Source organism: Desmonostoc vinosum, assembly GCF_059505385.1.
In genome coordinates this window covers 1-19390 of record NZ_JCACKM010000133.1, presented here as the reverse complement: position 1 = coordinate 19390, position 19390 = coordinate 1, and the positions used below count along the sequence as shown (strand labels likewise).

Sequence of the window (19390 nt, the reverse complement as noted above, 5' to 3'; positions counted from 1 at the left end):
AGGCGTGGGTTCCCTACTCCCTACTCCCACATCGCCACTCCCTCTGAAGAATTACAAATTATTAAATAATGCAATACCGACGCTTTGGGAAAACGAATTTACACCTTTCTATCTTTTCGTTAGGAACAATGCGCTATTTGGCAGGTGGTGAAAATGCTCAGCAGACCATCAAACAAGCCTTAGCATTGGGAATTAACCATATAGAAACTGCCAAGGGCTATGGCAAGAGTGAGAAATATCTTGGTAATGCGCTGAAAGCTGGTTTGTCATTACCTCGTTCTCAGCTTTACATTACTACCAAAATCCCACCCACAGCTGATGCTGACACAATGCATCGGTGTATTGATGAATCTTTAGAACGATTACAGCTAGATTATCTCGATTGTTTGGGAATTCACGGCTTAAATACCTGGCAACATTTGGAATGGGTACAAGCTAAGAATGGCTGTATGCAAGCAGTGCAAGAGGCTATTACTGATGGTCGGGTGCGACACGTTGGTTTTTCCACCCATGGGCCATTAGAGATAATTTTAGCGGCAATAAACACAGATTTTTTTGCATTTGTCAATCTGCATTATTACTATTTTTTTCAACGCAATGCACCAGCAATTCAGCTAGCTGCGGAAAAAGATATGGGTATTTTCATTATTTCTCCTGCTGATAAGGGAGGACGCCTTTACACACCGTCGCAAACTTTGAAAGACCTGTGTCAGCCTTATTCACCGCTGCACTTAAACTATCGATTTCTACTAAGTGACACTCGGATTACTACATTAAGCGTAGGGCCAGGAAACCCAAATGAATTAATTGAGCCTTTGCGAATTGTTGCTCAAAATAATGAGTTAGTGCCAGAAGAAATATCTATTTTTCAACGTTTAGAAAATCATCAAAAAAACGTTTTGAAAACTGATAAGTGTAGTCAATGCTATGCTTGTTTACCTTGTCCAGAAAATATTAACATTCCAGAGGTTTTACGCTTACGTAACCTAGCAGTAGCCTACGATATGACAGAGTATGGACAATATCGTTATGGAATGTTTGAAAATGCTGGTCATTGGTTTCCTGGAATGAAAGCGAATCGTTGTACAGAATGTGGTGATTGTTTGCCGAAGTGTCCAGAGAATTTAAATATTCCGACTTTGTTACAAGATAGCCATCAAATATTAAATGGAAAAACGGGTAGGCGGCTTTGGACGTAAGTATTCAAATGAATATTTATCTAGAGTAATAGCACTAAGATAACAGCTAGTATCTTACTCTTTGTACAAAGAACTTAACACACAAATTAATCACGTTAGACTATTTATTATAAATTAGTAAAATTTCTTGAGTGCGATCGCTACTCAATAAAACTATGCAAATAACACAACAACGATACTACACCCCAGAGGAATATCTGGAATTAGAAGAGATTGCTGAGTACAAAAGTGAATATATTGATGGGCAAATAATTCCTATGGCAGGTGGAACGATAAATCATAACCAAGAAGATAAAGCGATCGCTCTTGTAACTGTACCCTTTGAAATTTCCTTGCAGTATTTATACAACAAAATGAACTTTGATTTAGTTGAGTCAGAAGTGCAAAACGTAGATATAGAGATATGAAAGCATAACTAGTCTTGGCGGGTAATGTACACACAATATTTTTGCAAGTGAATTGACACACAGAAGATAGCGATCGCCCCCTTCCCCCATCAAGTTAGATAAAATCACTATGGTGCTAGTTAACCTCCAAGTTTAATGAAAAGCGATCGCCCACATACCTCTCAACTTTCCCTGAAACGTCCGGAACTACTTGCGCCAGCAGGTAACTGGGACTGTGCCAAAGCTGCTGTAGAAAATGGGGCAGATGCGATTTACTTCGGCTTGGAAAGGTTTAACGCCAGAATGCGGGCACAAAATTTTACAGAGGCTGACTTACCACGCTTGATGCAATTTCTGCACCTGCGGGGAGTTAAAGGTTATGTCACCCTCAATACACTCATCTTTCCTCAAGAACTGGCCGAAGCACAGCAATATCTCCGTACAATTATTACTGCTGGTGTAGATGCGGTGATTGTTCAAGATATAGGTATATGTCGGTTAATTCGACATCTTTCACCCGATTTTCCGATTCATGCCTCAACTCAGATGACCATCACCAGTGCCGCTGGGGTAGAATTTGCCAAGTCTCTCGGCTGTCAGTTGGTGGTATTGGCCCGTGAATGTTCTCTAAAAGAAATTAATAAAATTCAGCAGCAAATCACTCAACAGAACATTTCGTTACCTCTTGAGGTTTTTGTTCATGGTGCTTTGTGCGTGGCATATTCCGGTCAATGTTTGACGAGTGAGGCTTTGGGTGGACGTTCTGCTAATCGAGGTGAATGTGCCCAAGCTTGCCGGATGCCCTACAATTTAATTGCTGATGGGAAAGTTGTAAATTTAGAGAACCGTAAATATCTACTTAGTCCTCAAGACTTAGCTGGACTAGAGGTATTGCCAGATTTGGTCACATCAGGAGTTACTTGCCTCAAGATTGAAGGTCGTTTGAAAGCCCCAGAATATGTTGCTAATGTTACCCGTGTATATCGGCAAGCATTGGATCGCGTAATGATAGCATTTGAGAAAGACGCGGGGACGCGGGGACACGGGGACGCGGGGACGCGGGGACGCGGGGACGCGGGGACGTGGGGACGCGGGGACGTGGGGACGCGGGGACACGGGGACACGGTGAGGAAGTCGGAGTCTTGGCGGTTCCCGTCGAGTCCGAACTTCCGAAACCGAAGGGGGATGCAAGGATGCGAGAACATTGAAAATTCTTTCTTTGCGTCACCGCGTCCCCCACTCTCCGCGTCATCTACAGCGGATGAACACTACAACCTAGAGATGGCATTTTCTCGCGGGCTTTACACAGGCTGGTTTAGCGGCATTAATAATCAAGAACTCGTTCATGCCCGTTTCGGTAAAAAGCGCGGTGTTTATCTGGGTGAAGTTACTCGCATTTGTAACGAACAGGTGACGGTCAAATTAGAAGCGCCTGTCAAACCGGGAGATGGTATTGTTTTTGACTCTGGCCATCCTGAAGCCAAGGAAGAAGGAGGTCGGGTTTACGGAGTTGTACACAAAGGTAAAAAAGCTGTATTAACCTTTGGACGGGATAATTTAAACCTACGTCGGATACATGTAGGTGACAAGGTTTGGAAAACTAGTGACCCTGAACTCGATAAGCAATTACGCCAGAGTTTTGCTGGTGATACCCCTCAATTTCAGCGTCCTATTTATATAGAGGTTCATGGGGAAATTGATCAGTCACTTGTAGCGATCGCTCGTGATGAACTCGGTAATATTGTACAAGTAGAATCAGTAATATCACTCGTTGAAGCCCACACTAAACCTTTAGTTCAAAACCGTTTGCAAGAACAATTTGGTCGTTTAGGCAACACCCCCTTCTATTTAGGAACCCTCACCAATCACCTAGCTGGGTCTTTAATGCTACCCGTGAGTGAGTTAAATCGAATACGCCGAGAAATAGTCACCCAATTAGAAGAGTTACGAAGTCAACCCAAACGTTGGCAACTACAGTCTAACGTCTCTTTCCAAAACCTACTCCCCCCCTCATCCCCCAAACAAGAAGACAAAGACATATTCCCCTCCTGTCGGAGACACTGCGCGGACGGGTTCGGAAGTGACGCTCCTACGTCGCTACCGCTAACGGACTCGACGGGAACCGCCAAGACTCCGACTTCCTCACCGTGTCCCCGCGTCCCCGCGTCTCCCCCATCCCCCTCACTTATCGTTCTAGTCCGCAACCTCAAGCAACTTCAAGCAGCACTTCAAGCCGGAATTCAGACACTTTACTGTGAATTTGAAGACCCCCGCACCTACCGAGAAGCACTACAACTAGCACACCGCCGGGGAACCTCCTCCATTTGGGTAGCGCCTCCCCGAATTTCCAAACCAGGGGAAAACTGGATTCTGCAACAATTACGTGCATGTGAAGCGGATGGCTATTTAGTACGTAACTACGATCATTTACAATTCTTTGGTGCAGACCGCTGTGTAGGAGATTTCTCGCTTAATGTTGCCAATCCTTTAACAGCTGATTACCTGAAAAATCATTTTGGCTTGCAAAGGGTAACGGCGTCCTATGACTTGAATATTAACCAGTTGGAAGATCTGCTAAATAGTTCTCCTCCTCAATGGTATGAAGTGACCATTCATCAACATATGCCCATGTTCCACATGGAACATTGTGTTTTTTGTGCCTTTCTTTCTACAGGAACGGATTATACAAATTGCGGACGACCTTGTGAGAAACATGATGTGAAATTAAAAGATCGCGTTGGTAGCGAACACATCCTTAAAGCTGATACGGGTTGTCGCAATACTGTATTTAACGGCACTGCTCAAACTGGAGCCGAGTACGTACAGCGTCTAATAGAGCTTGGATTAAAGCACTTTCGTATCGAGTTTGTCAATGAAACACCAAAGCAAGTGACTGAAACTATACATTGTTATCAACAATTACTACAAGGTGAGATTACAGGTTCTCAACTTTGGCGAGAGTTAAAATTGCAAAATCAATTAGGGGTAACTCGTGGCCCCTTGGGAGTATGAATAATCTTGCAAAACCCAATAACAATTGGGACGCTGCCCTTTATGAAGATAAACACGCTTTTGTTTGGCAATACGGTGAAGACTTGCTGCAATTACTCAACCCCAAACCAGGAGAACAGATTTTGGATCTTGGCTGTGGTACTGGACAATTGACAGAAAAAATTGCCTTGGCAGGTGCTGAAGTTATCGGCATTGATTATGCCCCAACGATGATAGAGAAAGCCAGACAAAACTATCCACATTTGCGCTTTGATGTAGGAGATGCCAGAAACTTTCAACTAGAACAGCCATTAGATGCGGTCTTTTCCAACGCCACGCTGCACTGGGTTAAAGAAGCAGATGCAGCGATCGCTTCTGTACATCAAGCCCTAAAATCAGGAGGGCGTTTTGTAGCCGAGTTTGGTGGCAAGGGTAACGTGCAAGCGATCGCCCAAGCCTTGTACACTACTCTCAAAACACTCAATATTCCCGCACCAGTGATGAATCCTTGGTATTTTCCAAGTATTGGGGAGTACGCTACTCTCTTGGAACAGCAAGGTTTTGATGTCGTCTATGCTATTTTGTTTAACCGTCCTACTCCTTTAGTAGACAAAGAAACAGGTTTAGCAAATTGGCTCGAAATGTTCGCCAGTGCTTTCTTTATAGGAATGTCATCTCAACAACAAATACAAGTAATTCGTATGATAGAAGAGTATCTTAGACCAACATTCTATCAAGATGGAACCTGGACAGCAGACTATCGACGGATTCGGATTGTAGCCATCAAACTTTAGAGTGTGCAAAAAATTTAAATTTATTAGCCATGCTCAAACATCAATTATTAGGTTGTCAAACATCCCTTTTATTACTACTAACTATTAGCCTGAATTCTTTACGCGTTTTACCCTCACTTGCACAAACAACCCCAGTAGCATCGCCTTCTCAAGCACCTTTGGAATTAGATTTATTGACCAATCCCCAAGGTTTAATCACTACGGCTAATACTATTAATCTTAGGCAATTAACCGTTCCTAGCTTATGGTGGGCACAAGAAAGTTCACAAAATAAGTTATTGGATAACTGGATAGCATATCCAGCTAATAATGGAGAACCTGCCAGAGTAGATTTAATTGTCAATCAGCAAATTTGGAGCTTACTAGATTATGTAGAACGCTACAATTTCGTCAATCGTTTAGGAGGCAACGCACGAAATTTTAGTTATAATGTGCGAGTTTTTAATTATCAGCAAGAACCTTTAGCAACTTACACTTGCAACTTTAGTATTAGTCCAGCTTTGTGTCGTATTCAAATGAATTTTCAGAACAAGATAGTATTACGGCGTTCATAATATTCCCAATTCCCCACATTCAGTAAATGTTATATTGCGGGAATTATTGAGAATTTCCAGGTATCAATGATGAATTCGACGAAAATCAAGCTATACGATTTAGCCGCATCTGAGGACGATCGCCGTCCTAGCCCTTACTGCTGGCGGGCGCGGTTAGCTTTGCTGCATAAGGGATTGGCGTTTGAAACGATGCCTTGGCGCTTTACAGAAAAGGAAACCATTGCCTTTTCGGGACAGGGGAGAGTACCAGTGATTATTGATGGTGAGCAAGTAGTTTATGATTCCTGGGCGATCGCTCAATATTTGGAAGAGAAATACCCTGAGTATCCATCATTATTTGGTGGTGAAGTTGGTAAATCTTTATCTCGCTTTGTTACCAATTGGGTAGAAGTATTACTAGTTCCAGAAATCGTGCGAATGATTATTACAGATATTTATGCACACATCCACGAAAAAGACAAAGAATACTTTCGCACAACCCGCGAAAAGTTCTTTGGGGCGACGCTAGAGGCGATTCCTCACGATCGAGATCAACGGGTGATTACCTTTCGCCAAAGCTTAACCCCATTGCGTAAAACACTCCAGCAGCAACCCTTCCTATCAGGAGAAACACCAGCTTGGGCAGATTACGTAGTGTTTAGCACCTTTCAATGGTCGCGTAGCGTTAGCCCATTTCCCCTATTAGAAACCAACGATCCCGTTTTTAGTTGGCGCGATCGCCTACTTGATGCCTTTGATGGCGAAGCCCGCAAGGTATTAGCATATCAGTCTTAGAGGTTGAGGGAGATGCACTTCGACTTCGCTCAGTGACCGGGGGATGAGGGGGATGAGGGGATCATAGATAATTCCCCATTCCCAATTCCCATTCCCAATTCCCATTAATAAAAAATTAAAAAAAAAGTATCTATACTCATTTTTGAGATAATTACCTGTATGTTTGTTGTGTTTAACAACAGTACAAACAAAATAGATTTATGAATTTCAATGAGATTAGCCAGGTTGCTATTCAACTGTTAACTCAGTTTGGACTAAAACTGTTAGGCGCGATTGTTCTGTGGATTGTTGCTCAACGATTGATCGATTTTGGATTGAAGTTGGTACGGCGTGCTTTTAGAGGCCAACAAGTTGATCCGACACTCATTAACTATCTTCTCAATATCATTTCCGTAACTCTGAGAATTGTTTTAATTGTGGCAATTCTCGGCTTTTTTGGAATTGAAACAACATCTTTTGCAGCATTACTAGCAGCGGCTGGTATTGCAATTGGTGCAGCCTGGGGTGGACTATTAGCTAACTTTGCAGCAGGTGCGTTTTTAATTGTTTTTCGACCATTTAAAGCTGGTGATTTCATCACAGCAGGAGGTGTCACAGGCACTGTTACAGAATTGGGACTGTTTACAACTAGTATCAATACACCTGATAACGTGTTAACAATTGTCGCCAATAACAAAATCTTTTCTGACAACATTCAAAATTTTTCTGCCAATCCTTATCGTCGTGTAGATTTACTTGCTCAACTCCATCATGATGTTGGACATAATCAAGCGATCGCACTTTTAAAAGCAAGAATTAGCCAAATACCTAATGTTCTTGAAAATCCTGCGCCAGATGTAGAAATTCTAGATTTCAACTTGGCAGGGCCAGTGCTAGCGGTACGTCCATATTGCAATAATGCCCACTACTGGCAAGTGTATTTTGACACTAATAAAGCCATACGTGAAACCTTTGGCGAAGCTGGTTATCCAGTTCCTGAATATCGCTATGCTTTTAGTGGTTCTCAAAATAGAACTGATGCCCTAATCGGATCTCCATCTGATGTCACCTGATACTGTATTAAACAGTAAAGCTTAATTTAAAAAAAGAGGGTAAAGCACATGCTTTACCTTCTTTGTTGAGATTATCAACTTATCAACCACTAAAAAAAATAATTATCACTATTCCCTGTTCCCTGTTCCCCTGAATGTAAACTCAGTTTCAATTTCTGAAACAAGCCTGACAAACACTGTATACAAAGGTTATGTTGACTGTTAAACACGAGCCGCACCGGTAGCTATGGCAAAAGAATTAGCAATTCGCACTTGTGGACTAACTAAGCAATTTGACCGACACGTGGCGGTTAACGAAATTGATTTAGAGATTGAGACAGGTGAAGTTTACGGACTGATAGGGCCGAATGGCGCGGGTAAAACAACTCTCATGCGGATGTTGGCGACTGCTGAGGAACCAACCACGGGTGAGATTTATATTAATGGCGATCGCTTACTACGTGACAAAAGCAATCCCACTCTTAAGCGCCGCCTTGGCTATTTACCCGATGACTATCCTCTTTATGAAGATTTGACGGTTTGGGACTACTTAGATTATTTTGCCCGTCTGTATCGCTTGCGGGAACCACGCCGCACTCAGCGCTTACATGAAGTTCTAGAACTAATACAACTCGGTAATAAACGCCACAGCATGATTTCTACTCTGTCGCGGGGGATGAAGCAGCGCTTAAGTTTGGCGCGGACTATTATCCATGAACCGATTTTATTACTGCTAGATGAGCCTGTCTCTGGACTTGACCCCATCGCCAGAATGCAGTTTCGGGAAATTATCAAGACGTTGCAAGAAGCTGGGATGACAATCTTAATTTCCTCGCACGTTTTGAGCGACTTAGCAGAACTGTGTTCTTCTGTGGGGATTATGGAACTTGGTTTTTTGGTAGAGAGTGCCTCTCTCCAACAACTTTATCAACGTCTTGCCCGCCAACAAATAGTGTTGTCAACATTGGGAAAGATAGAAACAGTTTTGAGCGAACTGAAACATCATCCTTTGGTTGAAGAGTGGGAGGTAATGCCGGGGAAAAATAGCGTAAGAGTGAATTTTTCTGGTAAACAAGAAGACTGTGCTGATTTATTGCGATCGCTTATTAGCGCTGGCATTCCCCTAACTGGTTTTCACTGCACTCAAGAAGATTTAGAAACTATTTTCTTGAAATTGGGTCACAAACAAGCATCTTGATTAGTAAATAATCACAATTAATAGTTCCTACTCCCTGCTTTAGGAGAATTTTGTTCTATGACAGTCAATTTGATAGACAAAATAGGTGACTGGAATCCGCAACTATTGCGCGAACTCAAAGGACGCCTGAAAGTTTTTAATGTGGCGATCGCAGTAATTGTATCTCTACTACTGCAAGTTATAACTTTTTTGTATCAGTTACGCGAGCTTCCCGGTGATAAATATGGTTTAACCGCTTCATATTGTAATCTCCGTGAATTTTATAATCAGCAACAAAACAACTTTTATCAGCAGCAAAATCTCCTCTATCAACAGTTAGATAAGGCTAAGCAGATTAAACCAATCAATAAGGCTAACATTGCCAATTTAGAAGCAGACATAGAACAATCCAGAATTCAAATTAATGGCTTTCAGAAGTTTTTGTCTAATAACTTCTGCCCTCAAAATGAAATTGATTGGTCTTTATGGTGGCGAGATCATTGGGAATATACATTCTTAACATTTAGTGTAATTTTTATATTTACACTATTAGTCGCAGGAACTTATCTACTCATCAACGACTTAGCAAAAGAAGAACGTCGGGGAACACTGAACTTTATTCGTCTTAGTCCTCAGTCAGAAGGCAATATCTTGACTGGCAAGTTACTAGGAGTGCCAATTTTAATCTACCTCATAGTTTTAGCGGCAGTTCCTTTACATGTGTGGGCTGGACATTCTGCAAAAATAGCCTTGAGCTACATTTTTAGTTACTACGTTGTTCTTGGTGCTTGCTGTATTTTCTTCTACAATGCAGCATTACTCTTTGGTTTAGTTAGTCGTTGGATGGGTAGTTTTCAACCTTGGTTGGGTAGTGGCGCTGTTTTGATGGTGTTGTTTATGACCATATTGATGGCATCATCATCTTATAATGGCTTTAATAATTCAACAGCTTGGTTGAGGATGTTCAATCCTTGGGATGTAACAAATTATCTGTTTCCTAATTTATTCAGGGTATACAGAGGTTCTCCCCTGAAAAACTTGCAGTTTTTCTACTTGCCATTAGGAGAAAGTTTTGTCACTATTGTTGGCTTCCATTTATTGAACTTTGGGTTATGTACTTACGGTATTACTCAAGCACTAAGACGTTGCTTTCGTAATCCTAAAGCCTCAATGCTAAGTAAGAAACAAAGTTATTTGCTAGTAGTGTTTTGTCAAATAATGATGTGGGGATTTACCATACAGCATTTACAAAATTACAACCTGTCTGACGTGATTAGGAATAATTTTAGTTTTTTGGCATTGTATAACTTGATCTTACTTTTTGGTTTGATTGCAATTCTTTCTCCGCAGCGTCAAAATATACAGGACTGGGCGCGGTATCGGCCTCACAGAGTTGCTAAACAGCAAAATTTTGGACGTAACTCTTTATGGTCAGATTTAATTTGGGGTGAAAAAAGTCCTGCATTAGTTGCGATCGCTATTAACCTGGCAATTGTTACTATCCCTTGGCTAGCTTACAGTTCAATTTTGCTCGATAATACTAGCAGAATTAAACTAATCTTCGCCGTGGCTTTGTTTATCAGCCTCATGATGATTTACGCCACTATTGCCCAATTGATCCTTTTAATGAAGACTTCAAAGCGTTCTCTTTGGGCTATTTGCATAGTAGGTGCAGCGATATTCCTACCGCCAACGATTTTACAATTCTTGAGCCTTTATGCACACGAGTATCCTACTTTGTGGCTATTCTCAACTTTCCCTTGGGCGGGTATAGAACACTCTGGGGCAATCATGATATTTATGTCACTCCTCACTGAGTTGAGTGTTCTAGCATTGTTAAACTTACAGTTGCAAAAGCGAGTGAAATTAGCAGGAGAATCTGCTACAAAAGCATTGTTGGCAAGTTAAATAAATGTAGAAATGTGCTATGTCGCATTTCTACATAATTGAATATAAAATACCTGATTTTTAACTAGGGCGGATGAAATTTGTATCCCACAAAAATAATTGATCTATTGTGGACGAGCATTTTTCCGCCCTATTTATATTATTATTTATATAGAGATTATATTTTAGAAGTAACAAAGAAATTTATTTGCATATAATATTTATGCTCAATTACCCAACTAAAGACCTCCGCTATATTGTCATCAATTTTTTAGAACAAAGCCCCTCTCAGCGTTTAGAAATTCTCAGACAATTAGGTATTGCTCGTTATGAGTTTTTAACTAAAATGCATCTAACCGAGGCAAATATAACCTGCATTATCCGGTTTTTTCAATATCCAAATCAGCTAAAATTTCCAAATTTGATGGGAGCAGATTTATCTGGTTTAATTTTAGACGGAGTAAATTTGATTCGCGGAAATTTATCAGGAGCAAATTTGCAAGATACTAGTTTAATTAATGCAGACCTTTTATTTGTCAATTTTACTGGAGCCAATCTAAGAAATGCAGATTTAAGGGGTGCAACTCTGAACGAGACGATCTGGTTATATACTTTAGTAGATCAGTGTAATTTTGGTGTAGGAACTGGATTAACAAAACAACAGTGTAAAGATTTACAAATGCGAGGGGCAAGGTTTGATCATGCAGATGATTATAAATAGAGACGCTTCCAAAGCACGTCTTTACAACTGCCCTGATGATTCAGATGAATAATTCGATTAAACTGCCACAAAAATTAATGCTGCTGGGTTCAGGAGAACTAGGCAAAGAATTTGTGATTTCTGCTCAGCGTCTTGGTAACTATGTGATTGCTGTTGACCGTTATGCTAATGCTCCAGCTATGCAAGTTGCTGATTGCTTTGAAGTTATTTCTATGCTGAATGCTGATGATTTGGAAGCGATAGTTACTAAACATCAGCCTGATTTTATTATCCCAGAAATTGAAGCTATTAGAACAGAAAAGCTTTTAGAGTTTGAACAACGAGGGATAACAGTCATTCCTACGGCTGCTGCAACTAACTATACAATGAATCGTGATCGAATTAGAGAACTTGCACATCAAGAATTAGGCGTTAGAACTGCTAAATATGGTTATGCAACAACCTTAGAGGAATTGATAGCTGTCTCTGAAAAAATAGGGTTTACTAATGTTGTTAAACCAGTGATGTCATCGTCTGGTAAAGGTCAATCTGTAGTGCTGGACAAGAGTAAAGTTGAGCAAGCATGGAATTATGCGATCGCTAATTCTAGAGGCGACAGTCAAAAAGTAATTGTCGAAGAGTTTATTAACTTTGAAATCGAAATAACTTTACTCACAATTAAACAGTGGAATGCACCAACAATTTTCTGCACTCCTATTGGTCATCGTCAAGAAAGAGGCGATTATCAAGAGTCGTGGCAGCCGGCAGAAATTTCAGCAAACATGATTTTGCAAGCCCAAGAAATAGCCAGAAAAGTCACTAATGCTTTAGGAGGAGCTGGAATTTTTGGTGTCGAGTTTTTTATCACCAAAGATGAAGTGATTTTCTCAGAACTTTCTCCCAGACCTCATGATACCGGAATGGTGACATTGATATCACAGAATCTCAACGAATTTGAATTGCATTTAAGAGCTGTTTTAGGCTTGCCTATTCCCAATATTGAACAGTTAGGGCCGTCAGCAAGTGCAGTCATTTTAGCTTCAGAAAAATTAGATGCAATCACCTTTACTGGTGTTGCTGATGCTTTATCAGAAAAAGATGTGGATATCAGATTATTTGGTAAACCTGATGCTCATCCATATCGGCGGATGGGAGTCGCTTTAGCCAAAGGTGCCAATGTGCAAGAGGCGCGAGAAAAGGCTGTGAAAGCTGCAAATAAAATCTGTTTAATTCCAGATAAGTACTTCACCTAAACCAATTTTAGTACATTGTGCAGCGGGTGCGAGGGCAAGTGCGATCGCCTTAATTGCCACAGCAACCAGTGAAGGTTGGACTTCTGAACAAATTAAGCAAAAGGCTGAAGAGTTGAGTATTAAATTAGAACAACCTCATTTACAACAATTTCTCCAACAGAAGGAAATATTGAAAATTTTCAGGGACTCGACATTTGACTTCATATTAAGTTTGGTTGAAAGCTGATTGTAGACGGGAAAGATGACCGTCCTACAAGACTTTTATTTTAATAGAACATCAAATGAAGAATTTGTCTGTATTTGTTTTTAATTTGTAATGCTGAGTGCTGATTTACCCAAAGATAAACAAATTACATCGTTTTGTGGTGTATGAATGCGACTACAAAGAACATCTCGGTAATATCTTTCAAGAGGATTTTTCCTAGATAAACCAGGATTACCAATTAGTTCGAGTCCAATTTCAACGGCACGAATGGCGTTAGTTGTGGTTAGATATTTTACTGTTTGTGCTTGTAAACCAATTTGCCGATCGCATTTTCCTTGATCAATATCAGCGGCTAGGGTATAAATAAGTTGATGGTTGGCGTATAGTAATGCGGAAATTTCACCAACAGCTGTTTGAAAGCGGGGTAAAGTTGCTAAACTTGCACCTAGATTAGTAGGCGATCGCTCTTTCAAATATCCAATTAACCAATTTTGGGCTGCTGTCGCTACACCTTGATACAATGCGCTCAAAAATAAACTTCCACCCACGACTGTTAGGGGATCTTGGGGTGAAAAAGCCCCAAGGGGACGGACATCTAAAGCGTATTCTGTGGGGATGAAGACATTTTCTAATATTAAGTCATGGCTGCCTGTGGCTCTCATCCCTAAATGATCCCAAGTTTCCACAATCTTGACACCAGGCAGGTCGCGCGGTATCAAAAAATTGCCTACTTGCGGTTCTTCCTCATCTGTTCGTGCCCAAACAACGAAATAACGTAAAATCGGGCTGCCTGTAGTGTATTGTTTGTGACCAGTCACCAACCAACCATGATCTGTTTGTTTGGCCGTGGTAATGGGTAGTCCTCCTCTAGCGGGTGTACCTAATTCTGGTTCCACACGGGCAGCATTAATCAGGGCGATATCTGCGACAGATTCTCGACACAACCGTTCATAAACTGCGGTAGGCCAACGACGATGGCGGGCAGCGTTTTGATGTTGTAAATAGTGCATTGTCAACACCAAAGCCGTAGAAGCATCGCCACTGGCTATCTTTTCAATTACTTGACAGACAGTAGTGTAATCTGCGTCTTGACCGCCAAATTCTACAGGAACAGTGAGGTTTAACAGTTGTGCTTGGTGGAGGGCGTCAAAGTTCTCAAAGGGGAAAGAACTATCACGGTCGTGAACAGCAGCACGACTAGCAAAATCAGCCGCTAGCAATTCGACAAGCTCAAAAAGATTAGCAATAGATACTGCTGTGATAGTTTCTAAAACGGGTGACTTTGACATTGGGCTTTCTGATGGGGAATTAGCGAGTAAGAGAAAGCACATATACAGCACTTTGCAAGTAAATGAAGTACACATCTTAATATGATAAATCTTGTGGGGTGGGCATCCTGCCCGCCCTTGTGTACTTCATTCAGATGAAATGTGCTGTAGTACTTCAAGGATAGTTTTCAGAACATCAAAAGACTTTTAAGCCTGTTCCCTGTTCCCTACTATCTACATTTTGCGATATCTTCAGTAATAATTAATGGGGGCGTTGTTGTTCACCTTCCCTCGCATCCTGATAAACAATTGCTTCATCAACATTGCTTGAGCTTATTTTATCCGCATAAGCTAATAATCATTCAAATTGCATCCCCGCGTCTCCCCTTAAGCGCGTCCTCCGAAGTTTGCTCAACGGGGGGAACCCCCGCACGCAACTTCTCTTTGCGTCTTTCTGAGGCAAAGGATTATGCAAGTTAAAAGCAGATTAGCTTAACACCTCTGTTGGTCTTTCCATCAAAATCTTAAAATTACGAATTACGAACTTATACTGAGCGAAGTCGAAGTATTACGAATTACGAATTAATTATGCTGCACGACCCTAACCAGATGAAATTATTTCCCAAACTCCCTGATGAAGCTTTGGTACAAATGCAGCAGTTTGGCACAGAACTCCACCTCAAAGAGGGGGAAGTATTGTTTAGTGAAGGTGAAGCAAGCTATCACTTTCACGTGGTTTTAGAGGGTGAAATTGAGATTACCAAGCAAGTTGGCAGCGAAATGAAAGTGCTAGCCGTGCATCGCCATGGTGAATTTATGGGCGAGTTATCGATGTTGACTGGTTCCGGCTCTATTGCCAGTGCTAAAGCGATAGCACCAAGTCGTGTGCTGCGAATTGACATGGAAACCTTTAAGCACATGCTCGCAGAATGTTCGTCCATAGCTGATATTATTTTAACTGCGATCGCTGGGCGTACCAAAGACGTAGAAGTGCAACTGCGACAACAGGAGAAGATGGCTGCATTGGGAAAAATGTCCGCCGGACTAGCACACGAATTAAACAATCCTGGTGCCGCCGCCCAACGCGCAGCTTCGCAATTGGGTAAGAACTTGCACCACTGGCAGTGCCTCACCTTACAACTCAATTGTCTCACAAAAGAGCAACTAAATTTCCTGGTTGATATTCAACAACAAGCCACAGCACACGCCTGCACAGCACCCAAACTTGACCCCCTTACCCAAGGCGACAAAGAAGACGAAATCACAGACTGGCTAGAAGACCATAATGTAGCCAACGCTTGGAATCTTTCACCAACAATAGTAGCTGGTGGTATCGACACCGCGAAGTTAGATACTATTGCTGAGAACGTGCCGACTGACTACCTAGATAAAGTCTTGCAGTGGCTAGAAGCAACACTTGCAGCAACTGGACTTATTAATGATATCGAGCAAAGTACCACCCGGATTTCGGAGTTAGTGAAAGCCATTAAAGGCTATTCTTATATGGATCAAGCGTCATTACAAGAAATAGATATCCATCAGGGAATCGAAAATACTTTACTCATCCTACATCATCGTCTCAAGCACGGAGTAATCATCAATCGTAAGTATGATCACACGCTACCAAAGATTTGTGCTTATGCCAGCGAACTCAATCAAGTTTGGACTAATTTAATTGATAATGCGATCGATGCTATGGACGGTAAAGGCGAATTGACTATCTGTACTTATAAAGATAAGAATTGCGTAGGTGTGGAAATTGGTGATACTGGAATTGGCATTCCCCCAAAGATTCAGTCTCGTGTCTTTGAGCCATTTTTTACTACAAAAGGCGTCGGTCAAGGCACCGGCTTAGGGTTAGAAATTGTCTATCGAATTATTGTCAACAAACATAAAGGTGACATTCATTTTGAATCGAAACCTGGTGATACTCGCTTCCGTGTACGTTTACCGATGAGAAAAAGCTAGGAAGTAGTTTTTTGAGATTGCGATCGCCCCTCACTTGTTACCACCTTATAATTAAGGAGAATTAGTTTTAGAAAGTTCTGGACTGCGAATGATTATATGTCCTTTATCACTTTGTTGAATAGCTAATACAAATGGTATCTCGTTAGATTTGGCATTTGGGGACAATGCTCGAAACAAATAAATCCAGCCACCACGTTCTAAGAGTAAACGCCAGACTCTCGGCTGCTTGGAATTGCTGATATCATTATCTTCTCTGCCTTGCAAGTCCTCGAATAAACCCCGATCGCCAATTATGCGGTAGCCTTTTAAGGGAGGGTCAGCAAATATATCATCAAGTTTGCGCCCTACGGCAAATTTTTCTTCAGGTGTAATTAACGCTACAACAGGCAAAGTGGAGTTTTGCCCAGCATCTCGCCTAGCATCTGCTATGCCTTGCCAACGAGCCAACCAAAAGATCGCAATTAATACCCAGGATACTATGACTATCTCATTGACTAGCGATCGCAAAAACTCTACTGAGTGCAGTTGTCCAGAACTAAATTCAGCCAAAGATTTTAGCTGTTTAGCTATCCATGAGCGTTTGTGTTGGGTTGCAGAGATGATGCGAGTCAGTAATGATTGATTTATAGAGACTACTGTATCAGTAACAATTTTAATTAACCATAATGTAGCCTGAATAGCGATCGCTGCTACAAAAAAAGCGATCGCACTTTTAAATATTGCCCAATTATCTCCAAGAAATATTTGCAGGGGAACTATGATAAAAGACTGTGCAGGTAGGTCAAGGGTATTAAGTTCTAGCTGAAAAAAGTAGAAATATGACCAACGGTAAATCCAGCCTGCAAAGAAAAGCGCCGCACCCAGTAAGCCAAGTACACTTGTGAATTTACCTAAAATATTAGTTTCTTGGTTGGGGGTCATAACACACCCTACAAAACTCTTTCTGTGATTTTACGGAAATTATACATGCGCTTTAGAAGTTTAATGAGAAAGTTAAATTATAGTCAAATATAATGTTAAAGCCATGAAAACTTTTTTTCAGGGATGGGTTGTGGCAATTCTAGTAATGGCAGCAGCGCAAACAGGAAATATCGAAGCTGTAATTAGCAAAGATGTTAAAACTGAAAATTTTTTGTTGGCACAGACACAAATCAAAGCAGATGAATTAGAACTTGCAGTGGCCTTGCCAGACTTAGCAAAGGTTGTCTTTAAGGGAGGTGACTCAAGCAGTGGTCGAGTAGTGGGAATTGATGCACAAGGGCAAGTACTATCAATTCAGCGTAGTAGTAAAACTACTACAATTCCCCTAAGCAAAATTCAAAAAGTAGTCTTCAAGAATTCGGCGTTGGTTTATAGACGTGATGGCCGTCAAATTATCCGGGGTGAGCGCGATCGCCCCACAGGTAAACCTGTAACTTGGAGTGGTATACCTTTAAATGCTTTTACTGTCAAAAATCCTACTCAAGGTCAAGCAGTGGTAAAGCTCAAACCACCTGTAGTTTCTACAGCACAGTTGCAGGGTATTCAATCAGTAGCTAGAGATTGGCAATATGTGGTAGATGAAATCCAGTTCAATCCACAACAACAAACGATCGTAATTCTGGCAAAACCTTATTAATCATCTTGAAACCAGTTAATTCAAGTTTGCTAGTGGCGGCTTTCTTGTGGTGTGGACATCTTGTCATTGGTGTTAAGTTAACGTAGAATCGATGTCCCGCAAGGAACTGAAGTTCCTTGCTGATAGCAAAAGTCATCTGAAGATGACTGAATATCCCCCAAGATTTTGAGTCTACTTCAGTAGACTTGAGCTATTAGCCAAGAAATTTATTTCTTGGCGGGTGAGGAAGCCAACACTGAAGCTATTTCTAGCTTAAGTTGACACCAATGGCGAGACGCCCATCCTACAAGAGAAAAGCTAATACACTATTTTAGCTTTGTCGCCGCCAATGCTCTTTGGTACGTTACGCTAGCGCGATAACACACCCTACAAAATTTGAGTCATAGGGTAACAATTACGAATTACGAACTAAGCTAAAAAACATCTAAATTACATAATCAAATTAAATAAAACTCTTGTGGGGTGGGCATCTTGCCCGCCCTAATTATGCAAGTTATATGTGGAACAGCTTATCAATTACGAATTATTTTGACTATGGCTATATGAAAAAAATTCTGACCAATCTTTTAGCTGTGGGTATTTATCTAACGCCTTTAACAGTAATACTAATTGCTCAACCCACTTGGGGACAAACTCAAAACTCGCAAGCGCAAGCAGCCAAAAAACTGCTAGAGCAAGCGGAACAAAAGGCACAGCAACAGGAATATAAACAAGCAATACCCATATTTCAACAAGTTTTGGTCATGGCACGAGAACTTAAAGACCAAAAACTTGAGGCAGAAGTACTAGTTGGGCTTGGATTTTGCAACAATGCATTAGGACAAAAGCAGCAAGCACTGTCATTCTACAACCAAGCTCTGCCCATACTTCGGGCGGTGGGCGATCGCTCTGGCGAAGCTACCACACTCAATAACATCGGTCTAGTCTACGACGATTTAGGAAAAAAGCAGCAAGCACTGTCATTCTACAACCAAGCTCTGCCCATACTTCGGGCGGTGGGCGATCGCTCTGGCGAAGCTACCACACTCAATAACATCGGTAAAGTCTACAACGATTTAGGACAAAAGCAGCAAGCACTGTCATTCTACAACCAAGCTCTGCCCATACTTCGGGCGGTGGGCGATCGCTCTGGCGAAGCTACCACACTCAATAACATCGGTCTAGTCTACGACGATTTAGGAAAAAAGCAGCAAGCACTGTCATTCTACAACCAAGCTCTGCCCATACTTCGGGTGGTGGGCGATCGCTCTGGCGAAGCTACCACACTCAATAACATCGGTCTAGTCTACGACGATTTAGGAAAAAAGCAGCAAGCACTGTCATTCTACAACCAAGCTCTGCCCATACTTCGGGTGGTGGGCGATCGCTCTGGCGAAGCTACCACACTCAATAACATCGGTCTAGTCTACGACGATTTAGGAAAAAAGCAGCAAGCACTGTCATTCTACAACCAAGCTCTGCCCATACTTCGGGTGGTGGGCGATCGCTCTGGCGAAGCTACCACACTCAATAACATCGGTCTAGTCTACGACGATTTAGGAAAAAAGCAGCAAGCACTGTCATTCTACAACCAAGCTCTGCCCAT

General features: G+C 41.5%; 15 protein-coding genes and 1 pseudogene. 14 read left to right on the top strand and 2 right to left on the bottom strand.

Going from position 1 to position 19390, the window contains the following annotated elements; all coding sequences use genetic code 11:
- Nucleotides 1–68 precede the first annotated feature (68 nt).
- From AC5JMF_RS19895 to purT, 11 genes and pseudogenes are all read left to right on the top strand, one after another.
- Complete coding sequence (locus AC5JMF_RS19895) at nt 69–1199, top strand: aldo/keto reductase (RefSeq protein WP_495797451.1); 1131 nt, start codon at nt 69–71, stop codon at nt 1197–1199.
- A 155-nt stretch (nt 1200–1354) separates the two neighbouring features.
- Nucleotides 1355–1486 (top strand): annotated as a pseudogene (locus AC5JMF_RS19890) (Uma2 family endonuclease); the annotation flags it as partial.
- 255 nt (nt 1487–1741) lie between these two features.
- Nucleotides 1742–4597, top strand: coding sequence for a U32 family peptidase (locus AC5JMF_RS19885; protein WP_495797450.1), 2856 nt, complete (start codon nt 1742–1744; stop codon nt 4595–4597).
- Nucleotides 4594–5370, top strand: coding sequence for a methyltransferase domain-containing protein (locus tag AC5JMF_RS19880; protein WP_495797449.1), 777 nt, complete (start codon nt 4594–4596; stop codon nt 5368–5370). Before AC5JMF_RS19885 ends, AC5JMF_RS19880 begins: the two co-directional genes overlap by 4 nt.
- A 29-nt stretch (nt 5371–5399) precedes the next feature.
- Nucleotides 5400–5924, top strand: coding sequence for a hypothetical protein (locus AC5JMF_RS19875; protein ID WP_495797448.1), 525 nt, complete (start codon nt 5400–5402; stop codon nt 5922–5924).
- A 66-nt stretch (nt 5925–5990) separates the two neighbouring features.
- Entirely contained in the window at nt 5991–6698 is a 708-nt protein-coding gene (locus tag AC5JMF_RS19870) for a glutathione S-transferase family protein (protein WP_495797447.1), read from the top strand.
- A 200-nt stretch (nt 6699–6898) separates the two neighbouring features.
- Nucleotides 6899–7750, top strand: a complete 852-nt coding sequence (locus tag AC5JMF_RS19865; protein WP_495797446.1) for a mechanosensitive ion channel family protein — start codon at nt 6899–6901, stop codon at nt 7748–7750.
- Nucleotides 7751–7976: 226 nt separating this feature from the next.
- Nucleotides 7977–8927: an ABC transporter ATP-binding protein gene (locus tag AC5JMF_RS19860; protein WP_495797445.1), complete on the top strand. Its 951-nt coding sequence runs from the start codon at nt 7977–7979 to the stop codon at nt 8925–8927.
- A 57-nt stretch (nt 8928–8984) separates the two neighbouring features.
- The gene (locus tag AC5JMF_RS19855) at nt 8985–10814 is read left to right on the top strand and encodes an ABC transporter permease subunit (protein WP_495797444.1); all 1830 of its coding nucleotides are present in this window, start codon (nt 8985–8987) and stop codon (nt 10812–10814) included.
- Between the two features lie 202 nt (nt 10815–11016).
- A complete protein-coding gene (locus tag AC5JMF_RS19850; RefSeq protein WP_495797443.1) occupies nt 11017–11514 on the top strand; it encodes a pentapeptide repeat-containing protein in 498 nt (165 codons plus the stop codon).
- Between the two features lie 44 nt (nt 11515–11558).
- Nucleotides 11559–12746, top strand: coding sequence for a formate-dependent phosphoribosylglycinamide formyltransferase (gene purT, locus AC5JMF_RS19845; RefSeq protein ID WP_495797442.1), 1188 nt, complete (start codon nt 11559–11561; stop codon nt 12744–12746).
- A gap of 306 nt (nt 12747–13052) precedes the next feature.
- Here the strand turns inward: purT and AC5JMF_RS19840 are convergent, their stop codons facing one another.
- Nucleotides 13053–14240 carry an acyl-CoA dehydrogenase family protein gene (locus tag AC5JMF_RS19840; protein ID WP_495797441.1) on the bottom strand — a complete coding sequence of 396 codons (1188 nt, stop codon included), beginning with the start codon at nt 14238–14240 and terminating at the stop codon, nt 13053–13055.
- Nucleotides 14241–14807: 567 nt separating this feature from the next.
- Between AC5JMF_RS19840 and AC5JMF_RS19835 the strand changes: the two genes are divergently transcribed.
- Nucleotides 14808–16187: an ATP-binding protein gene (locus tag AC5JMF_RS19835; protein WP_495797440.1), complete on the top strand. Its 1380-nt coding sequence runs from the start codon at nt 14808–14810 to the stop codon at nt 16185–16187.
- 51 nt (nt 16188–16238) lie between these two features.
- Here AC5JMF_RS19835 and AC5JMF_RS19830 read toward each other — a convergent pair whose 3' ends face one another.
- Nucleotides 16239–17108 carry a hypothetical protein gene (locus AC5JMF_RS19830; protein WP_495797439.1) on the bottom strand — a complete coding sequence of 290 codons (870 nt, stop codon included), beginning with the start codon at nt 17106–17108 and terminating at the stop codon, nt 16239–16241.
- Between the two features lie 103 nt (nt 17109–17211).
- Between AC5JMF_RS19830 and AC5JMF_RS19825 the strand changes: the two genes are divergently transcribed.
- Together AC5JMF_RS19825 and AC5JMF_RS19820 are read left to right on the top strand one after the other, a co-directional pair.
- On the top strand, nt 17212–17805 hold the full coding sequence (locus AC5JMF_RS19825; RefSeq protein ID WP_495797438.1) for a hypothetical protein: 594 nt from the start codon (nt 17212–17214) through the stop codon (nt 17803–17805).
- Nucleotides 17806–18347: 542 nt separating this feature from the next.
- On the top strand, nt 18348–19390 hold a 1043-nt coding region (locus AC5JMF_RS19820; protein WP_495797437.1), incomplete at its 3' end, for a tetratricopeptide repeat protein.